The following is a 14,962-nucleotide window of genomic DNA, read 5'->3' on the forward strand; positions in this document are numbered from 1 at the left end:
GCCCGGCACGAGCCGGATGCGGGTTGGTGCGGCCCGGGGGTGGCCGGGCAGACTGGGGAATCATGTCGCCGTTCACGCCCGACCTCCGGCTGCACGACCGGTACGTCCTGCGCGAGCGCATCGGGCTCGGCGGGATGTCCGAGGTGTGGCGCGCCGACGACGAGGTGCTGCACCGCCCGGTCGCGGTCAAGGCGCTCGCCGGCCGGCTCGCCGCCGACCCGCAGTTGCGGGCCACCATCCAGCGTGAGGCCCGCGCCGCCGCGCGGCTCACCCACCCGCACGTGACCCAGGTGTACGACTACGGCGAGGCCACGCTGCCCGGCGGGGTGGTCACGCCGTACCTGGTGATGGAGCTGGTGGCCGGTCAGACACTTGCCGACCGGCTGGCCGGCGGGCCGCTGGCCTGGCCGGACGCGCTCCGCACGGCCGGGCAGGTGGCCGCCGCGCTGGCCGCCGCGCACCGGATCGGCGTGGTGCACCGGGACGTGAAGCCGGCCAACGTGATGCTCACCGAGACCGGTGCGAAAGTGCTCGACTTCGGCATCGCCGCGCCGGCCGGCCCACTCCAGCCGGCTGCCGGGCCGGTCGGGGAACCGCTGGCCGGCACCCCGGCCTACTTCGCCCCGGAACGACTCGATCCCGGGCCCACCCACCCGGCCGGCGACGTGTACGCGCTCGGCGCGCTGCTCTACCGCAGCCTCACCGGCCGACCCCCGCTGCCGGTGCGGACCTGGGACGACGTGGTCGACCTGCGGGACCGGCGTCCCCCGGTGCCGCCGCTGCGGGTGCCCGGGCTGCCCGCCGACGTCGCCGACCTGGTGCTGGCCTGCCTGGCCCTCGACCCGGCCCGGCGACCCACCGCCGCCCGGGTCGCCGACCGGCTCGGCGCCGGCCGACCGGTCGACCCGCCGACCGCGGTCCTGCCCACGGTGTCCCGGGTGGCCCGCCCCGCCACGCTGGTCGGGCGGCCCGCCGGGGCGGCCCGCCCCGTCCCGCCGCCCCGCCCGGAGGTTCCGCCGAACCGGCTCACCGGCGTGCTGGTCGCCGGCGCGGTGGTGCTGCTGCTCGCGCTGGTCGGCGCGTTGGTCTTCGACAGCCGCTCCGGGACGCCGCGAACCGCCGCGCCGCCGGCCGTGGCCCCACCGCCCGCGCCCGCGTCGAGCAGCCCCCGCCCGGCGCCGACCCGCGTACCGCCGCCGTCGTCGGTGGCGGCCGAGCCGGTCACCGCCCGACAGCTCGCGGACCGCTTCACCGCTCTGCTGGACCGCGCCGAGGCGGCCCGGTTGATCGACCGCAAGACCGCCGACGACCTGCGGAAGAAGGTCGCCGAACTGGACCGGGGCAAGCTCAGGGACCGTGCCAGGCGGGTCGAGGATCTGCACGAGCGGATCGAGGACGCGGCCGAGGACGACAAGCTCGACGGCGCCACCGCCGCCGCGCTGCGCCGACTGCTCGACGCCTACGACGGGTTGCGTGGCGGCGGCTGACCGGCCGACGTCGGACGGTCCGGCCGGGTCACCGCGGGTCGGCCGGGTCACCGCGGGTCGGCCGGGTCACCGCGGGTCGGCCGTAACCGGCGCCGCTTTCCGTGGTCGCCGGCCGGGTCGCCCCGTACCGTGGTCGGATGATCGGAAACGCACAGCTGCTCGCCGGCCCCCGGGTGAGCGCCGCGCGGGCCGCGGAGCCGGCCGGCGAAGGACCCGTCGGCTGGGTCACCGGCCTGGTGGAACGCCTCGGCGGCCCCGGCGCCGGGCTCGCGGTGGCGCTGGAGAACCTGTTCCCGCCCATTCCCAGCGAGGTCATCCTGCCGCTGGCCGGGTTCACCGCCAGCCAGGGCCGGATGAGCCTGTTCGGCGCGATCGCCTGGACCACGCTCGGGTCGGTGCTGGGCGCGCTGGCGCTCTACTACGTCGGGGCGGCGCTCGGGCGGGACCGGATGCGCGCCCTGGCCGGCCGGCTGCCGCTGATCAAGCTGGCGGACGTGGACCGCACCGAGGCGTGGTTCCTGCGGCACGGCGTCAAGGCCGTGTTCTTCGGCCGGATGATCCCGATCTTCCGGAGCCTGATCTCGATCCCGGCCGGCGTGGAACGGATGCCGGTGCCGGTGTTCCTGCTCTTCACCGCGCTGGGCAGTCTGATCTGGAACACCGCGTTCGTGCTCGCCGGCTATCTCCTGGGCGAGAACTGGCACGTGGTCGAGGCGTACGTCGGCACGCTCCAGAACGTGGTCATCCTGGCGGTCGTGGGCGGCGTCGGTTGGTTCGTGGTGAGCCGGGTCCGCCGCAACCGCCGGTCCACCCCGGACGCGCCGGACGCGCCGCCCCGGCCGGGCACGGTCTACCGGGGCGGCTGGTACGGCACCGACGACGATCAGCAGGCCGGGTAGAGGCGGCGGCTGCCGGTGCCGGCGGTCCAGGCGGCCGGGTCGCTGAACCGGCAGCCGAAGTCCGGCGCCGCCACCGCCCGGGGGTCGGTCACCGGGTCGCCGGCCGGACGCTTGCCGGTGCGTACCCAGCGGGTCAGGTCGTCCCAGGCGGCGCCGGCCTCGGCGGGGCTGAACTCGCAGTGCTGCGTGCTCCGGACCGCCCGCTGCACCAGCAGCCGGGACCGGCCGTGCCGGGCCACGTCGCGGGCGTACGCCTGCTCCATCCGGAACGGCACGAAGAGGTCACCGAGGCCGTGCAGACTGAGCACCGGCACGGTGGGGCGGCCGGCGATCCGGGGCACCTCGGTCAGGCCGGGGGAGAGCCGCTGCCGGAGGTTCTCCGGCGCGACCCGCTGCACGGTGGTGTTCAGGTCCACCGGCTGGTTCGGGGCGTATCTGGTGAACAGGTTCGTGGCGAGCTGGCCGGGCCGCTGGGCGGGGGAGTCGCCGCCGTTGGTGGTGGCGATGCCGAACAGGAAGTCCTTCCACACCGCGAACGCCGCGTCGGCGCCCGGCCGGACGCCGCCGGAGCGGGCCACGGTGACCGCGCGCAGTTGTCTGCCGAGCGCGTTGGTGGTGTCCGGGCCGGTGGGCGTGAGGCCGGCCAGCCCGGTCGCCACCTGGATGCGGGGCACCGCGTTCGTCAGGTAGTCGGCCGGCGGCGGGTAGGCGCGCACGCCGGCCAGCGCCTGCGCGACCAGGTTGTAGTCCAGCAGGTAGTCGAACAGCTCCTGGTCGCCGAGCACCCCGCACATCGGCAGCGCGCCGGCGTAGTAGCCCGGGTACTGCTCCAGCGAGCGGCCGATGACGTGCCCACCCAGGGAGACGCCGGCGATGAGCACCCGGTGCGGCCGTCGCACGGTGCGGGCGAACAGGTCGGCGAGGGCCCGGGTGCCGAGCACGCCGGAGCGGACGTCGTAGCCGTTGCGGTCGTACGAGGAGGAAGCCCAGGCGTACCCCTGGGACAGCAGGCGTTGCCGCAGGTCGAACGCGGGCGGTTCGGGGGAGAGTTCGGTGCCCTGGCCGCGGTAGCCGTGCGCCCACATCACCAGGTCGCCGTTCCACTTCGCCGGGACCTCGACGACGTAGCCGGCGTGCGCGTGCACGCCCTGCCGGACGGTGGTGGTGGCGCCGTCCACGACCAGCGGCGGCAGCGGCGGGTTGACGATGGTGTAGCCGGGCAGCGGCTGGCTGCCGTCGTCGTGGCCGGCGGCGTGCGCGGGCGCCGCGCCGACCAGGCCGAGCGCGAGCGCGAGGGCGGCGCCGGCGGCGAGCAGCCGGCGGGTGGGTGAGGTCTGCATCGCTGCTCCCCGGGGACGGGTGCCGCCCCGGGGCGCGGGGCGGCGGGGCGGGACGGATGCCTACCGGCCGGTAGCGACCTGAACCTAGGCCCGGGGTCGAGGACTGTCAATCACTGACCGGTCGCTCGGTCGACCCGTCCCGCCACAGTGGCCGCCGGAATGAACCGTGCCGGAAACGGAGACGTATGACCCGGTGGGGACCGGCGAGAGGGGACGACCATGACGGCATCCGGGGACGACGCCGACCTGCCCGACACCCGGTGGTCCGGCGCCGCGCGCTGGCTGTCCGCCGCCGCCGTGCTGGTGGTCGTGCTCGGCGCGGTGGCGGTCGCGGTGACGCTGTCCAACCCGGCCCGGCTCGGGGTGGTCTTCTCCGGCGGCCCGCCGCCCCCGCCGGCCGCCGACCCGGGCGGCTCCGGCGGTGTCGGCGGCGCCGAGGTCGCCGCCGCCGAGACGCTCACCGCGCCGCGCGGGGATCGCAGGCGGGCCGACTTCGAGCTGGCCGACGGGCTGACCAGCTTCACGTTGCGGGCCGCCGACCTGGGCGACGACCTCTACCGGATCGGCACGCCGGACGACGCCGGCGTGACGCCCCGCCCGCGGGTGGACGGCGACCGGGTCCGGCTGCGGGTCGTCGAGAACGGCCGCGCCGGGCCGGCCGCCGTCGAGGTGGTGCTCAACGCCCGGCTGACCTGGCGGGTACGACTCGTCGGCGGCGTGCGTGAGCAGCGGCTCGACCTGGGCGCGGCCCGGCTCGCCGGGATCGAGCTGATCGGCGGCGCGGCGCGTACCCGACTGCGGTTGCCTCCGCTCGACGGCACGCTCACCGTCCGGATGACCGGCGGGGTCAGCGACCTGACGGTGACCGTGCCGGGCGGGCCGCCGGCCCGGGTGCGGGTGGCGTCCGGCGCCGGCTCGCTGGCCGTGTACGACGAGCGCCGCGCCGGCATCGCCGCCGGGGACGTGGTCAGCTCACCGGGCTGGGACCGGGCGGCGGACCGGCTCTACCTCGACCTGGTGGCCGGCGCGAACGCGGTGAGCGTCACCGCGGACTGAGCGTACAGTTCGGGCGGTGGACCGTACCGAATCGCTGCCCGCGCAGACGCTCCCACCCGGCGTCGGCGCCACCGACCCGGGCAGCGTGCTGCTGCCCGGGCACGACGTCCCGCTCGGCCGCTACACCACGGTGCGTCGGCTGCTGCCACAGCGGCAGCGGCGGATGGTCGGCGCGTGGTGCTTCGTCGACCACTTCGGCCCGGACGACGTGGCGCAGCGGCCCGGCATGGAGGTGCCGCCGCACCCGCACACCGGCCTCCAGACCGTCACCTGGCTGCTCGACGGCGAGATCCTGCACCGGGACAGCCTCGGCAACGTGCAACCGATCCGCCCCGGCCAGCTCAACGTGATGACCTCCGGCCGGGGCATCGCCCACTCGGAGCGCTCACCGCTGGTCCACCCGCCACTGATGCACGGCGTGCAGCTCTGGGTGGCGCTGCCCGACCCGGCGCGGGCCGGCGACCCGGGCTTCGCCCACCACGCCGAGCTGCCCCGGTGGCGCGACGGCGACCTCGAGTTGACGCTGCTCGTCGGGGAGTTCGGCGGGGAACGCTCACCCGCCGTCGCGCACACCCCGCTGCTCGGCGCGCAGCTCGAGGCGCGCGGTCCGGCGGCGACCACGCTGCGGTTGCGCCCCGACTTCGAGTACGGGCTGCTGGCGATGTCCGGCTCGGCCGAGGCGGACGACGTGGCGTTCGTCCCGGGGGCGCTGCTCTACCTGGGCACCGGCCGGACGGCGCTGACGGTGCGCGCCGCACCGGGCAGCCGGCTGCTGCTGCTCGGCGGCGCGCCGTTCGACGAGCCACTGGTGATGTGGTGGAACTTCGTCGGCCGCTCGCACGAGGAGGTCGCCGCCGCGCGGGAGGACTGGATGGCCGGTCGCCGGTTCGGCACGGTCGCCGACGACGCCGCCCCTCCGCTGCCCGCGCCCGCGCTGCCCACCACCCGGCTCAAGGCCCGCGACCGCAGCGGCGGGGTCCGCGGCTGAGGCACGTGCCGCCGGACACACTTTCCGGAATCTCACCCGTTCGGCTGATGGCCCGCCGTATGATGATCGTGGCAGTGATGCCCGCCCGGTTCGGGCGAACATCCACCGCCTGGTGATCGCGACCCGGTTCGGGCGCGCACCGTCAGGGCCAGGTGTTGCGTGGCGCCCCAGGTCGCGGTTCGTGACCCGGGGCGCCCGCCTGTCGCCGGATCCCGCCGCCCGGTGAGCCGCCACACCGCCGGATCCCGCCGCCGGTGCGTCGCCACGCACGGCGTCGCGCCCGGTCGCGACGCGACCGGGCGGCGCCGGACGGGCTCAGATGCGGCGTACGTGCTGCGAGACGCGGGAATGGTCGTCCCGGGCCTGGGCGGCCCGCTGCGAGCGGCCCACCTCGGGGGCCGCCTCGATGCCGGCCGACCGCGCCACCTCGATGCCGTTGGCGTAGTCCACCGGCGGCAACGCGCGCAACGCCCGCAACACGTCGGGTGGCGCGCCCTCCCGTTCCGCCTCGCGGATGACGTCGTTCTTCCCGGCCGGGTAGTCCAGCGCGGACAGGTACTCAAGGACGTCCGAATAGCTCGCCATGGGTCGGGCTCCTCGCGCCAGTCGTCGGGGTCGTGACCGCGCGGCGGTTACCCGCAACTCGGCGGCTCACGCCCCGACCTCCCGCGGTTTCCGTCGCGCCGGGACGGGTAGCCGCCTGCGCGCACCGAAGGGGGTACCACCGATGGACCATCACACGTTCGTGGCCCGGGTCGCCGGACGCACCGGCACCGCCGAGGACCGGGCCGCGACGCTCACCGCCGCCACGCTGGGGACACTGGCCGAGCGGCTGACCGGCGGCGAGGTGCTGGACCTCGCCGCGCAACTGCCGAAGCCGCTGCGGGGGGCGCTCAACCCGCAGCCGCACACCGAGGCGGCCGAACGGTTCGGGGCGGTCGAGTTCGTCGCCCGGGTCGCCCGGCGGGCCGGCTGCGACGAGAACACCGCCCGGGGCGCGGCGCGGGCGGTGTTCGCCACGCTGCGCGAGGCGATCAGCGGTGGCGAGTTCGCCGACGTGGTGATGCAACTGCCCCGGGACTACCGGGACCTGGTGGAGCCGGCGCTCGCGCCCGCCACCGCCCGCCGACACTGACGCCGTCCGGCGGGTGGTGGCGGTCGGTGGCGTCGTCCGGTGCCGCCGTTGGCCGGCGTGGGGACCACGCTGGATCCGGCCCGCACCGAAGATGGATACCGTCCGTCACGACGGCCGGGGGGTGGCGCGGTCACCCGGAACCGCCTTTGCTCTGCAGCCACGGGCGCACCCCACACCTGGAGTAACCACGCCGGTTCGGCCGTCCGCCGCACGGACATCCTTCGCGACCAGCTCACGGCCCCGCTGCTCCGATGGCTGCAGAGCAAAGGGGCCGCGGCGGCCCTCACCGCCCCGTGCCGTGGAGTAACGGAGAGTGACCACGACGGCAGTTGCGTAGAGTGAGGAGGCGCGATCCGCGTGGCTTGCGCGGCGCGCGGGTTCAGCCGACCACCTGCGGCTTGCGCGGCGTGCGGGCTCAGCCGACCGCGCGGCGTGCGCACTCAGCCGACACGCCTGCGGCTTGCGCGGCGCGTGGGTTCAGCCGACCGCGCCGGCGGCACGCAGCGCGGCGATCCGGGCGGCGTCCACGCCGGCGTCGGCCAGCACCTCGTCGGTGTGCTCGCCCGGTCGCGGCGGCGGGCGGCGGACCGCGGTCGGGGTGGCCGAGAAGCGTGGCGCCGGGGCCGGCTGCACGACGCCGTCCGGCGCGACGAAGACGTCCCGGGCGGCCAGGTGCGGATGCCGGGGCGCCTCCGCCCAGTCGAGCACCGGCGCCACGCAGGCGTCCGTGCCGGCCAGCAGCTCCGCCCACTCATCCCGGGTCCGGGTCCGGAACAGCCGCGCCCAGGCCGCCCGCAACGCCGGCCAGTTCGCCGGGTCGTCACGGTCCGGCGCGTCGTCGCCGTCCAGCGGGAAACCGGTGAGCCGGACCAGTTCGGCGTAGAACTGCGGCTCCAACGCGCCCACCGCCAGGTAGCGCCCGTCGGCGCACTCGTAGGTGTCGTAGAACGGCGCGCCGCCGTCGAGCAGGTTCCCACCCCGCGGGTCCTGCCACAGGCCGAGGCCGCGCAGCGCGTGGATCTGGGTGGCCAGCACCGAGACTCCGTCCACGATGGCCGCGTCGACCACCTGGCCGGGCGCGCCGCCGCGTACCGCGTACACGGCCGCGACCACGCCCAGGGCCAGCATCATGCCGCCGCCGCCGAAGTCGCCGAGCAGGTTCATCGGCGGCACCGGACGCTCGCCGGCCCGGCCCACCCCGTGCAGCGCGCCGGTCAGCGCCAGGTAGTCGATGTCGTGGCCGGCGGTCCGGGCGAGCGGCCCGTCCTGCCCCCAGCCGGTCATCCGCCCGTACACCAGGCTCGGGTTGGCGGCGAGGCACTCCTCCGGGCCGAGACCGAGCCGCTCGGCCACCCCCGGCCGGAAACCCTCGATGAGCGCGTCCGCGCCGGCCACCAGCGACAGCAGCAGCTCCCGGCCGTCCGGGTGCTTGAGGTCCAGCGCGACCGAGCGCCGGTTGCGGTTCAGCAGGTCGCCGGGGAACGCGCCGAATCCGCCGCCGCCCACCCGGTCCACCCGGACCACGTCCGCGCCCAGGTCGGCAAGCATCATGGCGGCGAACGGCCCCGGGCCGATGCCGGCCAACTCGATCACCCGTACGCCGGTCAGCGGTCCGGTGTTGGTCACCCGCGTCACCCTAGGGCTCCCGACCCCGGCACGCCACGGCCCCGGCCGCCCACACAGCGGTTGATCAGGGCAATCATCCGGGTCTCGACTTGGCGTCCGGCTCCGGGTGGCCTAGCCTTGGAGCCGCGAGGGGAGTACTTCCCACGAACCATTCCGGTCAGTACGGCGAGCCCAGGGGGCGAGCCTCGGGTGGTTGCCCACGAAACAGTGGGTGAAGGAGACCTCGAACATGACACGGTGTTCGAGGAGGCCCCATGACCGAAGTGTCCTACCTGTCCGCCGCCGGCCTGTCGTCGGTGGGCACGCCCACGCTGTGGGCGGTGACGATCGCCGGCGTGCTCGCGCTGCTGGTGCTGGACTTCCTGGTCACCCGCAAGCCGCACGAGGTCTCCATCCGGGAAGCGCTCGGCTGGTCGGCCTTCTACATCGCCCTGCCGCTGGCGTTCGGCGCGTGGATCTGGTCCCGCTACGGCAGCCAGCAGGGCGTCGAGTACCTCACCGGTTACCTGGTCGAGAAGTCGCTCTCGGTCGACAACCTGTTCGTCTTCATGCTGCTGCTGGCCGCGTTCGCGGTGCCCGCCGTGCTCGCCCAGCGGGTGCTGCTCTACGGCATCGCCGGCGCGCTGGTGCTGCGCGCGATCTTCATCGCGCTCGGGGCCGCCGCCCTCCAGACGCTCGACTTCGCCTTCCTGCTCTTCGCGATCATCCTGATCGCGACCGCGGTCAAGCTGCTGCGCGACGCCCTCTCCGGGCACGAGCAGGAGGTCGACATCAACAAGATGCGGTCCGTGCGGCTGCTGCGCAAGGTCATGCCGGTGGTGGAGGAGTACCACGGCACCCGGATGACCATCCGGCAGCACGGCCGACGGGCGCTCACCCCGTTCGCGCTGGTCGTGGTCGCGGTGCTGGCCACCGACATCGTCTTCGCGGTCGACTCGGTGCCGGCCGTCTACGGCATCACCGAGGACCCGTACCTGGTCTTCGCCACCAACGCGTTCGCGCTGCTGGGCCTGCGTGCGCTCTACTTCGTGCTGCACGCGGCGCTCAGCCGGTTGGTGCACCTCAGCTACGGGCTCGCCGTCATCCTGGCGTTCATCGGGATCAAGCTCGGCCTGCACTGGGCGCACGGCATCTGGAAGGGCGTGCCGGAGATCCCGACGCTGGCCTCGCTCGGCGTGATCATCGGAGTCCTGGTGATCGTCACCATCACCAGCCTCCGCGCCACCCGGGGCAGCGGCGACGGCGACCGCACCGTGGTGCACGAGACGCAGAGCGGGGGGCCCGCCTGACGCCTTGCCCGGGAAGCGCTGTGCGGTCGCGGCCGGGGTGGTAGGACTGACGGGTGGGAATCGTGTCGCCGGGATTTCAGGGCCGGCCCCGTTCGTCCGCGCCGGACCTGCCGCCGGGGCAGTACCTCACCGAGGACTTCCCGGTGCTCTCCGCCGGCCCGACGCCGCGCGTGGCGCCCGACGCCTGGGAGTTCGTGCTGACCAGCGAGACCGGCGCGGAACACCGCTGGTCCTGGGACGAGCTGATGCGCCTGCCGCAGGACACACCGACGGTGGACCTGCACTGCGTCACCCGCTGGTCCAAGCTCGGCACCACCTGGCAGGGCGTCTCACTGGACACGCTGCTCGACGGCGTGGACACCGACGCGCGCTACGCGCTGGCGCACTCGTACGGCGGCTACACCACCAACCTGCCCCTGGACGACCTGCGCGGCGGGCGGGCCTGGGTGGTGCACACGTACGACGGGCGCCCGCTGCCCGCCGAGCACGGCGGCCCGGTCCGGCTGCTCGTGCCGCACCTGTACCTCTGGAAGTCCGCCAAGTGGGTGCACGGCATCCGCCTGCTCGTCGACGACCGGCCCGGCTTCTGGGAGACGGCCGGTTACCACGACTACGGCGACCCGTGGCGCGAGCAGCGCTACCAGGGCGACTGAGGTGACCGCCCCGACCGCCGGCGGCCGGACGGCGCCGCTGACCTGGCGGGTGGCCCGGCTGGTCGAGCGGCGGGTCGAGACGGCGACCGCCCAGACGCTGGTGCTGGACGTGCCGGACTGGCCGGGGCACCTGCCCGGCCAGCACGTCGACCTGCGACTGACCGCCGCCGACGGCTACCAGGCGGCCCGCTCGTACTCGCTCGCCGGCCCGGCGCGGGACGGGCGGATCGAGGTGACCGTGCAGCGGGTGACCGACGGCGAGGTGTCGCCGTACCTGGTCGACACGTACGCCGAGGGCGACCCGGTGGAGGTCCGCGGACCGGTCGGCGGCTGGTTCGTCTGGCGGACCGACGAGACCGCACCGGTGCTGCTGGTGGCCGGCGGCTCCGGCGTGGTGCCGTTGATGGCGATGATCCGGGCCCGCCGGGCGGCCGGCAGCCGGACGCCGTTCCGGCTGATCTACTCCGTGCGGACCGCGGACGACGTGATCTACGCCGACGAGCTGCGCGGCCGGGCCCGCGACGACCAGGGCCTGGACGTCGCGTACGTCTACACCCGGCGGGCGCCCGAGGGCTGGCGGGGCGAGCCGCACCGGATCGGGCTGGCCGACGTCAACAGTCACGGCTGGCCGCCGGCGTTGGAGCCGCTCTGCTACGTGTGCGGTCCGACCGGATTCGTGGAGACCGTGGCCGACCTGCTGGTGGGGCTCGGCCATCCGACGCGGCGGGTGCGGACCGAACGGTTCGGCCCGACCGGCTGACGACCCGAGGAGGGCGCATGACCGACCTGTCCTACCTGGACGGCAACATGCTCGACGGACCGCTGCGGGAACTCCTCGCGGTCGACCTGAGCGCCACCACCGGGCGGTGCGACACCTGCGGCATGACCGGCCCGATGGCCGGCCTGCACGTCTACTCGCACGCCCCCGGCCTGGTCGGGCGGTGTCCGGCGTGCACCGGCGTGATGGTGCGGCTGGTCCGCGCGCCGGAGCGGGCCTGGCTGGACCTACGCGGCACCACGTACCTCCAGGTCGCCATGCCGCTGGAGCAGCGCCTCCGCCCCGCCCCCTGACCGGACGCGGCCGGCCTCAGGACGCGACGGTCAGGTGGTCCAGCTTCGCCGGCGCGGGTTCGGCGTGGTGGCCCGCGCGTTCGGGGACGCTCCCCGCCGGGACCACCCCGGGCCGGGGCGGCACGCCCGCCGGCCGGGTCGTGCCGGAGAGGCGACGTCGTACCCGACCGACGAGCTGCCCCACGGTCACCGGCACCACCGACAGGACGAGCTGCCCGTTGCGCGCATCGACGGTCGCGGCCACCCCGTACAGCCGGGCGCCATGTCGCAGCAGTCGGGGCCGGCCGGCGGCCAGTCGGGGCGCCCGGACCGGCGCGCCGCCGCGGCCGTGCCCGCCGTCCACGTCGGCGCGGACCGGATGCCGTTGGCCGCTGGCCGCGCTGGCGGCGAGGAGCCGGTCGACCGGGAAGTCGGTGCGCACCGTCCGCCCGGTCGGGTCGGTGGCGTCCAGCCGGGTGGTCCCGGCGACCGGGCCGGCCACCAGCCGGACCGGCCCGGCCTCCGCGGCGAAGCGGGGGTACGGGCTGCGCGCGGTCACCGTCACGGTTCGCCCGTCGACCCAGCTCACCTCGACGGTGTCCAGCCGGGCCAGCCAGTCGGCGCGGACGTCGGTGACGTCGGTCCACGCCGCCGGGGCGCCCGGGTAGCCGGCGTGCCACCGCCCGGCCGCCACCACCGTCGCCGGTACGCCCCGGTCGGCGTCCTGCGCGATGACGGCCAGCAACTCGTCGACGCCGCCGCCGGTCACCGCGCCCAGGCGCAGCCGGGCCTCGATGTCGAGCCGGTCGCGGACCCCGTCGGTGACATGCTGGTCGACCAGCCGACGGACCGTCGCGTGGACCCGTTCCTGGGTGGCCCGGTCCAGCCGGCGGAAGTCGTCGCCGACCAGGTTGGCCAGCTCCAGCCCGACGTGCCGGCTCAGCACGGCGTCCCGACGCTCGCCGGCCGGGATCAGGTCGGCGACGAACGCGAACAGCCGTTCCACGCTCACCAGCCGCTGGTCGACCCGGCTGTGGTAGGTGATGTTGCGGGCGTCCAGCCGGCGTACCGCGTGGTAGTAGTCGTAGTCGGCGAGCACCGAGATCCGGCGGGCGTGGTAGCAGGCCGCCAGCGTGAACGGCTGGTCGCTGAGGACCGGCATGTCCTCGGGGAACCGCAGCCCGAGCCGGTCGACGAGGTCGCGGCGGAACAGCTTGGTGTTCGCCAGCGACCAGGGCAGCGCCGAGTCGAACAGGCTCACGTCGACCGCGTTGCCGGCGGCGAACACGTCGGCGAAGACGTGCCGGCCGTTGACGCCGACGACCTTGCCGAGCACCACGTCGGAGCCGTACCGGTCGGCGGCGGCGACCAGTCGTTCCAGCGCCTCGGGGCCGAGCCGGTCGTCCGAGCCGAGGAAGAAGACGTACCGGCCGGTGGCCAGCTCCAGTCCTCGGTTGCAGGGCGCGGCCGGGCCGCCCGAGTTGGCCTGGTGGACCACCCGCAGCGTGCCGGGGTGCCGGGCGGCGAGCCGGTCCAGCAGGCGACCGCTGCCGTCGGTGGACCCGTCGTCCACCGCCACGATCTCCATCCGGTCGGGCCCGATGGTCTGCCGCAGCAGCGAGTCGAGGCAGGGCCGCAGGTAGCGGAGCGTGTTGTAGACCGGCACGACCACGCTCACGTCGGGTCGGGTGGTCGGTGGGCGGTCCGTCGCCTCCTCGGCTGCCACAGCTGATCCTCCGTTGGTCGCGCGGCTTGTCCGACGCGACCGAGCGTGGTGGAGCGACCGGTCCGGGTGACGACACCGACGTGACGGTCAGGTGACCGGCAGGCAGCCGTTGGATACGCGAAACGGGCCCGACCCCCGGTGCTGGGGGTCGGGCCCGTTTCGGGTGTTCCTCAGTTGGTGCTGTAGCCGCGGGTGGCGATCCAGTCGGCGAGGTTGTCGATGCTCATCCGGTAGGAGGCCATGTTCGGGTCGGCGCTGTCGGCGATGGTGACGGTCCTGCCGTCGTCGCGGTAGCCGATGACGCTGATGTAGTGGCCGCCCTCGAAGGAGTGGGTGTTGCCGTCGGTGTCGGTGGCGGTGCCGGCGATGTTCGCGACCACGGCCCGACCGGCGTCGACGGTGCGGACGACGTCGGCGCGCAGCTTGTCGGTCTGCTTGTCGTCGGCCCTGGGCGTGCTGATCTCGACCGACTTGTAGGCGTCCTTGGCGCCGGTCTCCTTGTTCAGCACGGGGGTGATGTCGTTGATGCTGTTGGTGCCGGCCTCGGTGGTGCCCATCTCCTTGGCCATGGTGTGCACGTCGATGTCCTTGCCCTGCACGGACAGCGCGTTGCGGGCGGCGGCGGGGCCGCAGAAGTAGAAGTTGGGCTGGGCTTCGTAGCGCACGTCCAGTTCCCGCTCGCCGTGACCCTTGCGGTCGGCCACCACGGCGCTGGTCGGGCCGGTGGGGGCGGCGTGGGCGGCGATGGCGGGGCCGGCGACGCCGCCGGCGGTCGCGGCGATGCCGGCAGCGGTCAGCACGGTCTTGCGCAGCAGGGTGGTAGCCATGATGGTTGCCTCCCAGGGGGAAGACGCGGCGGATACCGCGTGCGGGGGAAATTTCGGGACAGGCCCGGCCGGCGGACGAGGGTGCCTGCACGGGCCCGGATGCCGGCACGGGCGGGGCCACGGGGTGGCCGGGCTCGGCGGCTGGGGGGTGCAACGACGGCCGGTGGCCACACATTCCGGCCGGGGTTCGCCCCGGCCAGGGGTGGCCGGGTGGCCCGCGGTCTGCCCGGTACAACGCCCGCCTCCCGGCCCCGATTCCGCCGCACCGGTGACCCCCGTCACCCCATATACCCGCAAATCAGACATGGGGGTGGGGGCATGGGTGGCGGATGGGTGAGAGTGGTGCCTCGTGAGATACCTGCGTAGTGACGGCCGCGTCGCGATCCGCCGCCCCCGGGCCGACGACGAGGCGGAGTTCGTGGCCGCCGCCCGGCGCAGCCGCGACCTGCACCACCCGTGGCTGACCGCACCCGACGACGCCGAACGGTACGCGGTGTACCTGCGCCGGATCCGCCGGCAGGACACCTCCGGCTTCCTGTTCTGCGACCGGGCCAGCGGCGAGATCGCCGGGTACGCGAACATCGGCGGCATCGTGCTGGGCGCGCTGCGCGGCGGCTACCTCGGATACGCCGCGTTCCACCCGTACGCGGGCACCGGGCACGCCTCGGCCGGGGTGCGGCTGGTGATCGCGCACGCGTTCGGCACGCTCGGGCTGCACCGGTTGGAGGCGAACATCCAGCCCGGCAACGCGCCGTCGAAGCGACTGGCCCGCCGCCTCGGGTTCCGGCTGGAGGGGTTCTCCCCGGACTACCTGTTCGTGGACGGCGCGTGGCGGGACCACGAGCGCTGGGCGATCACCGCCCCGCCGGCGCCCTGACCGGTGGCC

Annotated in this window: 15 protein-coding genes; 10 read left to right on the forward strand and 5 right to left on the reverse strand. The window is 75.0% G+C overall.

Translation table 11 applies throughout. The annotated features are described in order from the left end of the window. Positions 1-62: 62 nt before the first annotated feature. Positions 63-1,487: a protein kinase gene (locus tag ACIA6B_RS17080; protein WP_396774297.1), complete on the forward strand. Its 1,425-nt coding sequence runs from the start codon at positions 63-65 to the stop codon at positions 1,485-1,487. Between the two features lie 137 nt (positions 1,488-1,624). Continuing rightward, positions 1,625-2,386, forward strand: a complete 762-nt coding sequence (locus tag ACIA6B_RS17085) for a DedA family protein (protein ID WP_396774299.1) — start codon at positions 1,625-1,627, stop codon at positions 2,384-2,386. Here the strand turns inward: ACIA6B_RS17085 and ACIA6B_RS17090 are convergent. After that, positions 2,371-3,726 (reverse strand): alpha/beta hydrolase family protein, encoded by a 1,356-nt coding sequence (locus ACIA6B_RS17090; protein WP_396774300.1) that lies wholly within the window; start codon positions 3,724-3,726, stop codon positions 2,371-2,373. The genes ACIA6B_RS17085 and ACIA6B_RS17090 overlap by 16 nt on opposite strands. Before the next feature lie 219 nt (positions 3,727-3,945). On the opposite strand from ACIA6B_RS17090, the gene ACIA6B_RS17095 reads away from it, so the two are divergent. Further along, entirely contained in the window at positions 3,946-4,782 is an 837-nt protein-coding gene (locus tag ACIA6B_RS17095) for a hypothetical protein (RefSeq protein WP_396774302.1), read from the forward strand. Between the two features lie 16 nt (positions 4,783-4,798). Continuing rightward, positions 4,799-5,770, forward strand: coding sequence for a pirin family protein (locus tag ACIA6B_RS17100; RefSeq protein ID WP_396774304.1), 972 nt, complete (start codon positions 4,799-4,801; stop codon positions 5,768-5,770). Between the two features lie 315 nt (positions 5,771-6,085). Here ACIA6B_RS17100 and ACIA6B_RS17105 read toward each other — a convergent pair whose 3' ends face one another. Next, positions 6,086-6,355, reverse strand: a complete 270-nt coding sequence (locus tag ACIA6B_RS17105; protein WP_396774306.1) for a DUF2795 domain-containing protein — start codon at positions 6,353-6,355, stop codon at positions 6,086-6,088. A 142-nt stretch (positions 6,356-6,497) separates the two neighbouring features. On the opposite strand from ACIA6B_RS17105, the gene ACIA6B_RS17110 reads away from it, so the two are divergent. Then, complete coding sequence (locus ACIA6B_RS17110) at positions 6,498-6,905, forward strand: DUF2267 domain-containing protein (RefSeq protein ID WP_396774307.1); 408 nt, start codon at positions 6,498-6,500, stop codon at positions 6,903-6,905. 477 nt (positions 6,906-7,382) lie between these two features. Here the strand turns inward: ACIA6B_RS17110 and ACIA6B_RS17115 are convergent, their stop codons facing one another. After that, complete coding sequence (locus ACIA6B_RS17115; protein WP_396774309.1) at positions 7,383-8,540, reverse strand: CaiB/BaiF CoA transferase family protein; 1,158 nt, start codon at positions 8,538-8,540, stop codon at positions 7,383-7,385. Positions 8,541-8,785: 245 nt separating this feature from the next. Between ACIA6B_RS17115 and ACIA6B_RS17120 the strand changes: the two genes are divergently transcribed. The 4 genes from ACIA6B_RS17120 (at position 8,786) to ACIA6B_RS17135 (ending at position 11,544) form a co-directional block, all read left to right on the forward strand. Continuing rightward, positions 8,786-9,820 (forward strand): TerC family protein, encoded by a 1,035-nt coding sequence (locus ACIA6B_RS17120; RefSeq protein ID WP_396774311.1) that lies wholly within the window; start codon positions 8,786-8,788, stop codon positions 9,818-9,820. Between the two features lie 62 nt (positions 9,821-9,882). After that, positions 9,883-10,473, forward strand: coding sequence for a sulfite oxidase-like oxidoreductase (locus ACIA6B_RS17125; protein WP_396774598.1), 591 nt, complete (start codon positions 9,883-9,885; stop codon positions 10,471-10,473). 1 nt (position 10,474) lies between these two features. Then, entirely contained in the window at positions 10,475-11,233 is a 759-nt protein-coding gene (locus tag ACIA6B_RS17130; RefSeq protein WP_396774313.1) for a ferredoxin reductase, read from the forward strand. 17 nt (positions 11,234-11,250) lie between these two features. Beyond that, a complete protein-coding gene (locus ACIA6B_RS17135) occupies positions 11,251-11,544 on the forward strand; it encodes a DUF6510 family protein (protein WP_396774314.1) in 294 nt (97 codons plus the stop codon). A 16-nt stretch (positions 11,545-11,560) separates the two neighbouring features. Here ACIA6B_RS17135 and ACIA6B_RS17140 read toward each other — a convergent pair whose 3' ends face one another. Beyond that, the gene (locus tag ACIA6B_RS17140; RefSeq protein WP_396774315.1) at positions 11,561-13,249 is read right to left on the reverse strand and encodes a glycosyltransferase; all 1,689 of its coding nucleotides are present in this window, start codon (positions 13,247-13,249) and stop codon (positions 11,561-11,563) included. A gap of 170 nt (positions 13,250-13,419) precedes the next feature. Then, positions 13,420-14,076, reverse strand: coding sequence for a C39 family peptidase (locus ACIA6B_RS17145; protein WP_396774316.1), 657 nt, complete (start codon positions 14,074-14,076; stop codon positions 13,420-13,422). A 349-nt stretch (positions 14,077-14,425) separates the two neighbouring features. Between ACIA6B_RS17145 and ACIA6B_RS17150 the strand changes: the two genes are divergently transcribed. Beyond that, complete coding sequence (locus tag ACIA6B_RS17150) at positions 14,426-14,953, forward strand: GNAT family N-acetyltransferase (RefSeq protein WP_396774318.1); 528 nt, start codon at positions 14,426-14,428, stop codon at positions 14,951-14,953. The last annotated feature ends 9 nt before the right edge of the window (positions 14,954-14,962 follow it).

The organism is Micromonospora sp. NPDC051141 (assembly GCF_044455765.1).
In the GTDB taxonomy this organism is placed as follows: domain Bacteria; phylum Actinomycetota; class Actinomycetes; order Mycobacteriales; family Micromonosporaceae; genus Micromonospora.

What these genes read in the sequence shown, in the direction of transcription:
- ACIA6B_RS17080 (WP_396774297.1), top strand. Translation starts at nt 63, where the DNA reads ATGTCGCCGTTCACGCCCGACCTCCGGCTGCACGACCGGTACGTCCTG.
- ACIA6B_RS17085 (WP_396774299.1), top strand. Translation starts at nt 1,625, where the DNA reads ATGATCGGAAACGCACAGCTGCTCGCCGGCCCCCGGGTGAGCGCCGCG.
- ACIA6B_RS17090 (WP_396774300.1), bottom strand. Translation starts at nt 3,726, where the DNA reads ATGCAGACCTCACCCACCCGCCGGCTGCTCGCCGCCGGCGCCGCCCTC.
- ACIA6B_RS17095 (WP_396774302.1), top strand. Translation starts at nt 3,946, where the DNA reads ATGACGGCATCCGGGGACGACGCCGACCTGCCCGACACCCGGTGGTCC.
- ACIA6B_RS17105 (WP_396774306.1), bottom strand. Translation starts at nt 6,355, where the DNA reads ATGGCGAGCTATTCGGACGTCCTTGAGTACCTGTCCGCGCTGGACTAC.
- ACIA6B_RS17110 (WP_396774307.1), top strand. Translation starts at nt 6,498, where the DNA reads ATGGACCATCACACGTTCGTGGCCCGGGTCGCCGGACGCACCGGCACC.
- ACIA6B_RS17120 (WP_396774311.1), top strand. Translation starts at nt 8,786, where the DNA reads ATGACCGAAGTGTCCTACCTGTCCGCCGCCGGCCTGTCGTCGGTGGGC.
- ACIA6B_RS17135 (WP_396774314.1), top strand. Translation starts at nt 11,251, where the DNA reads ATGACCGACCTGTCCTACCTGGACGGCAACATGCTCGACGGACCGCTG.
- ACIA6B_RS17145 (WP_396774316.1), bottom strand. Translation starts at nt 14,076, where the DNA reads ATGGCTACCACCCTGCTGCGCAAGACCGTGCTGACCGCTGCCGGCATC.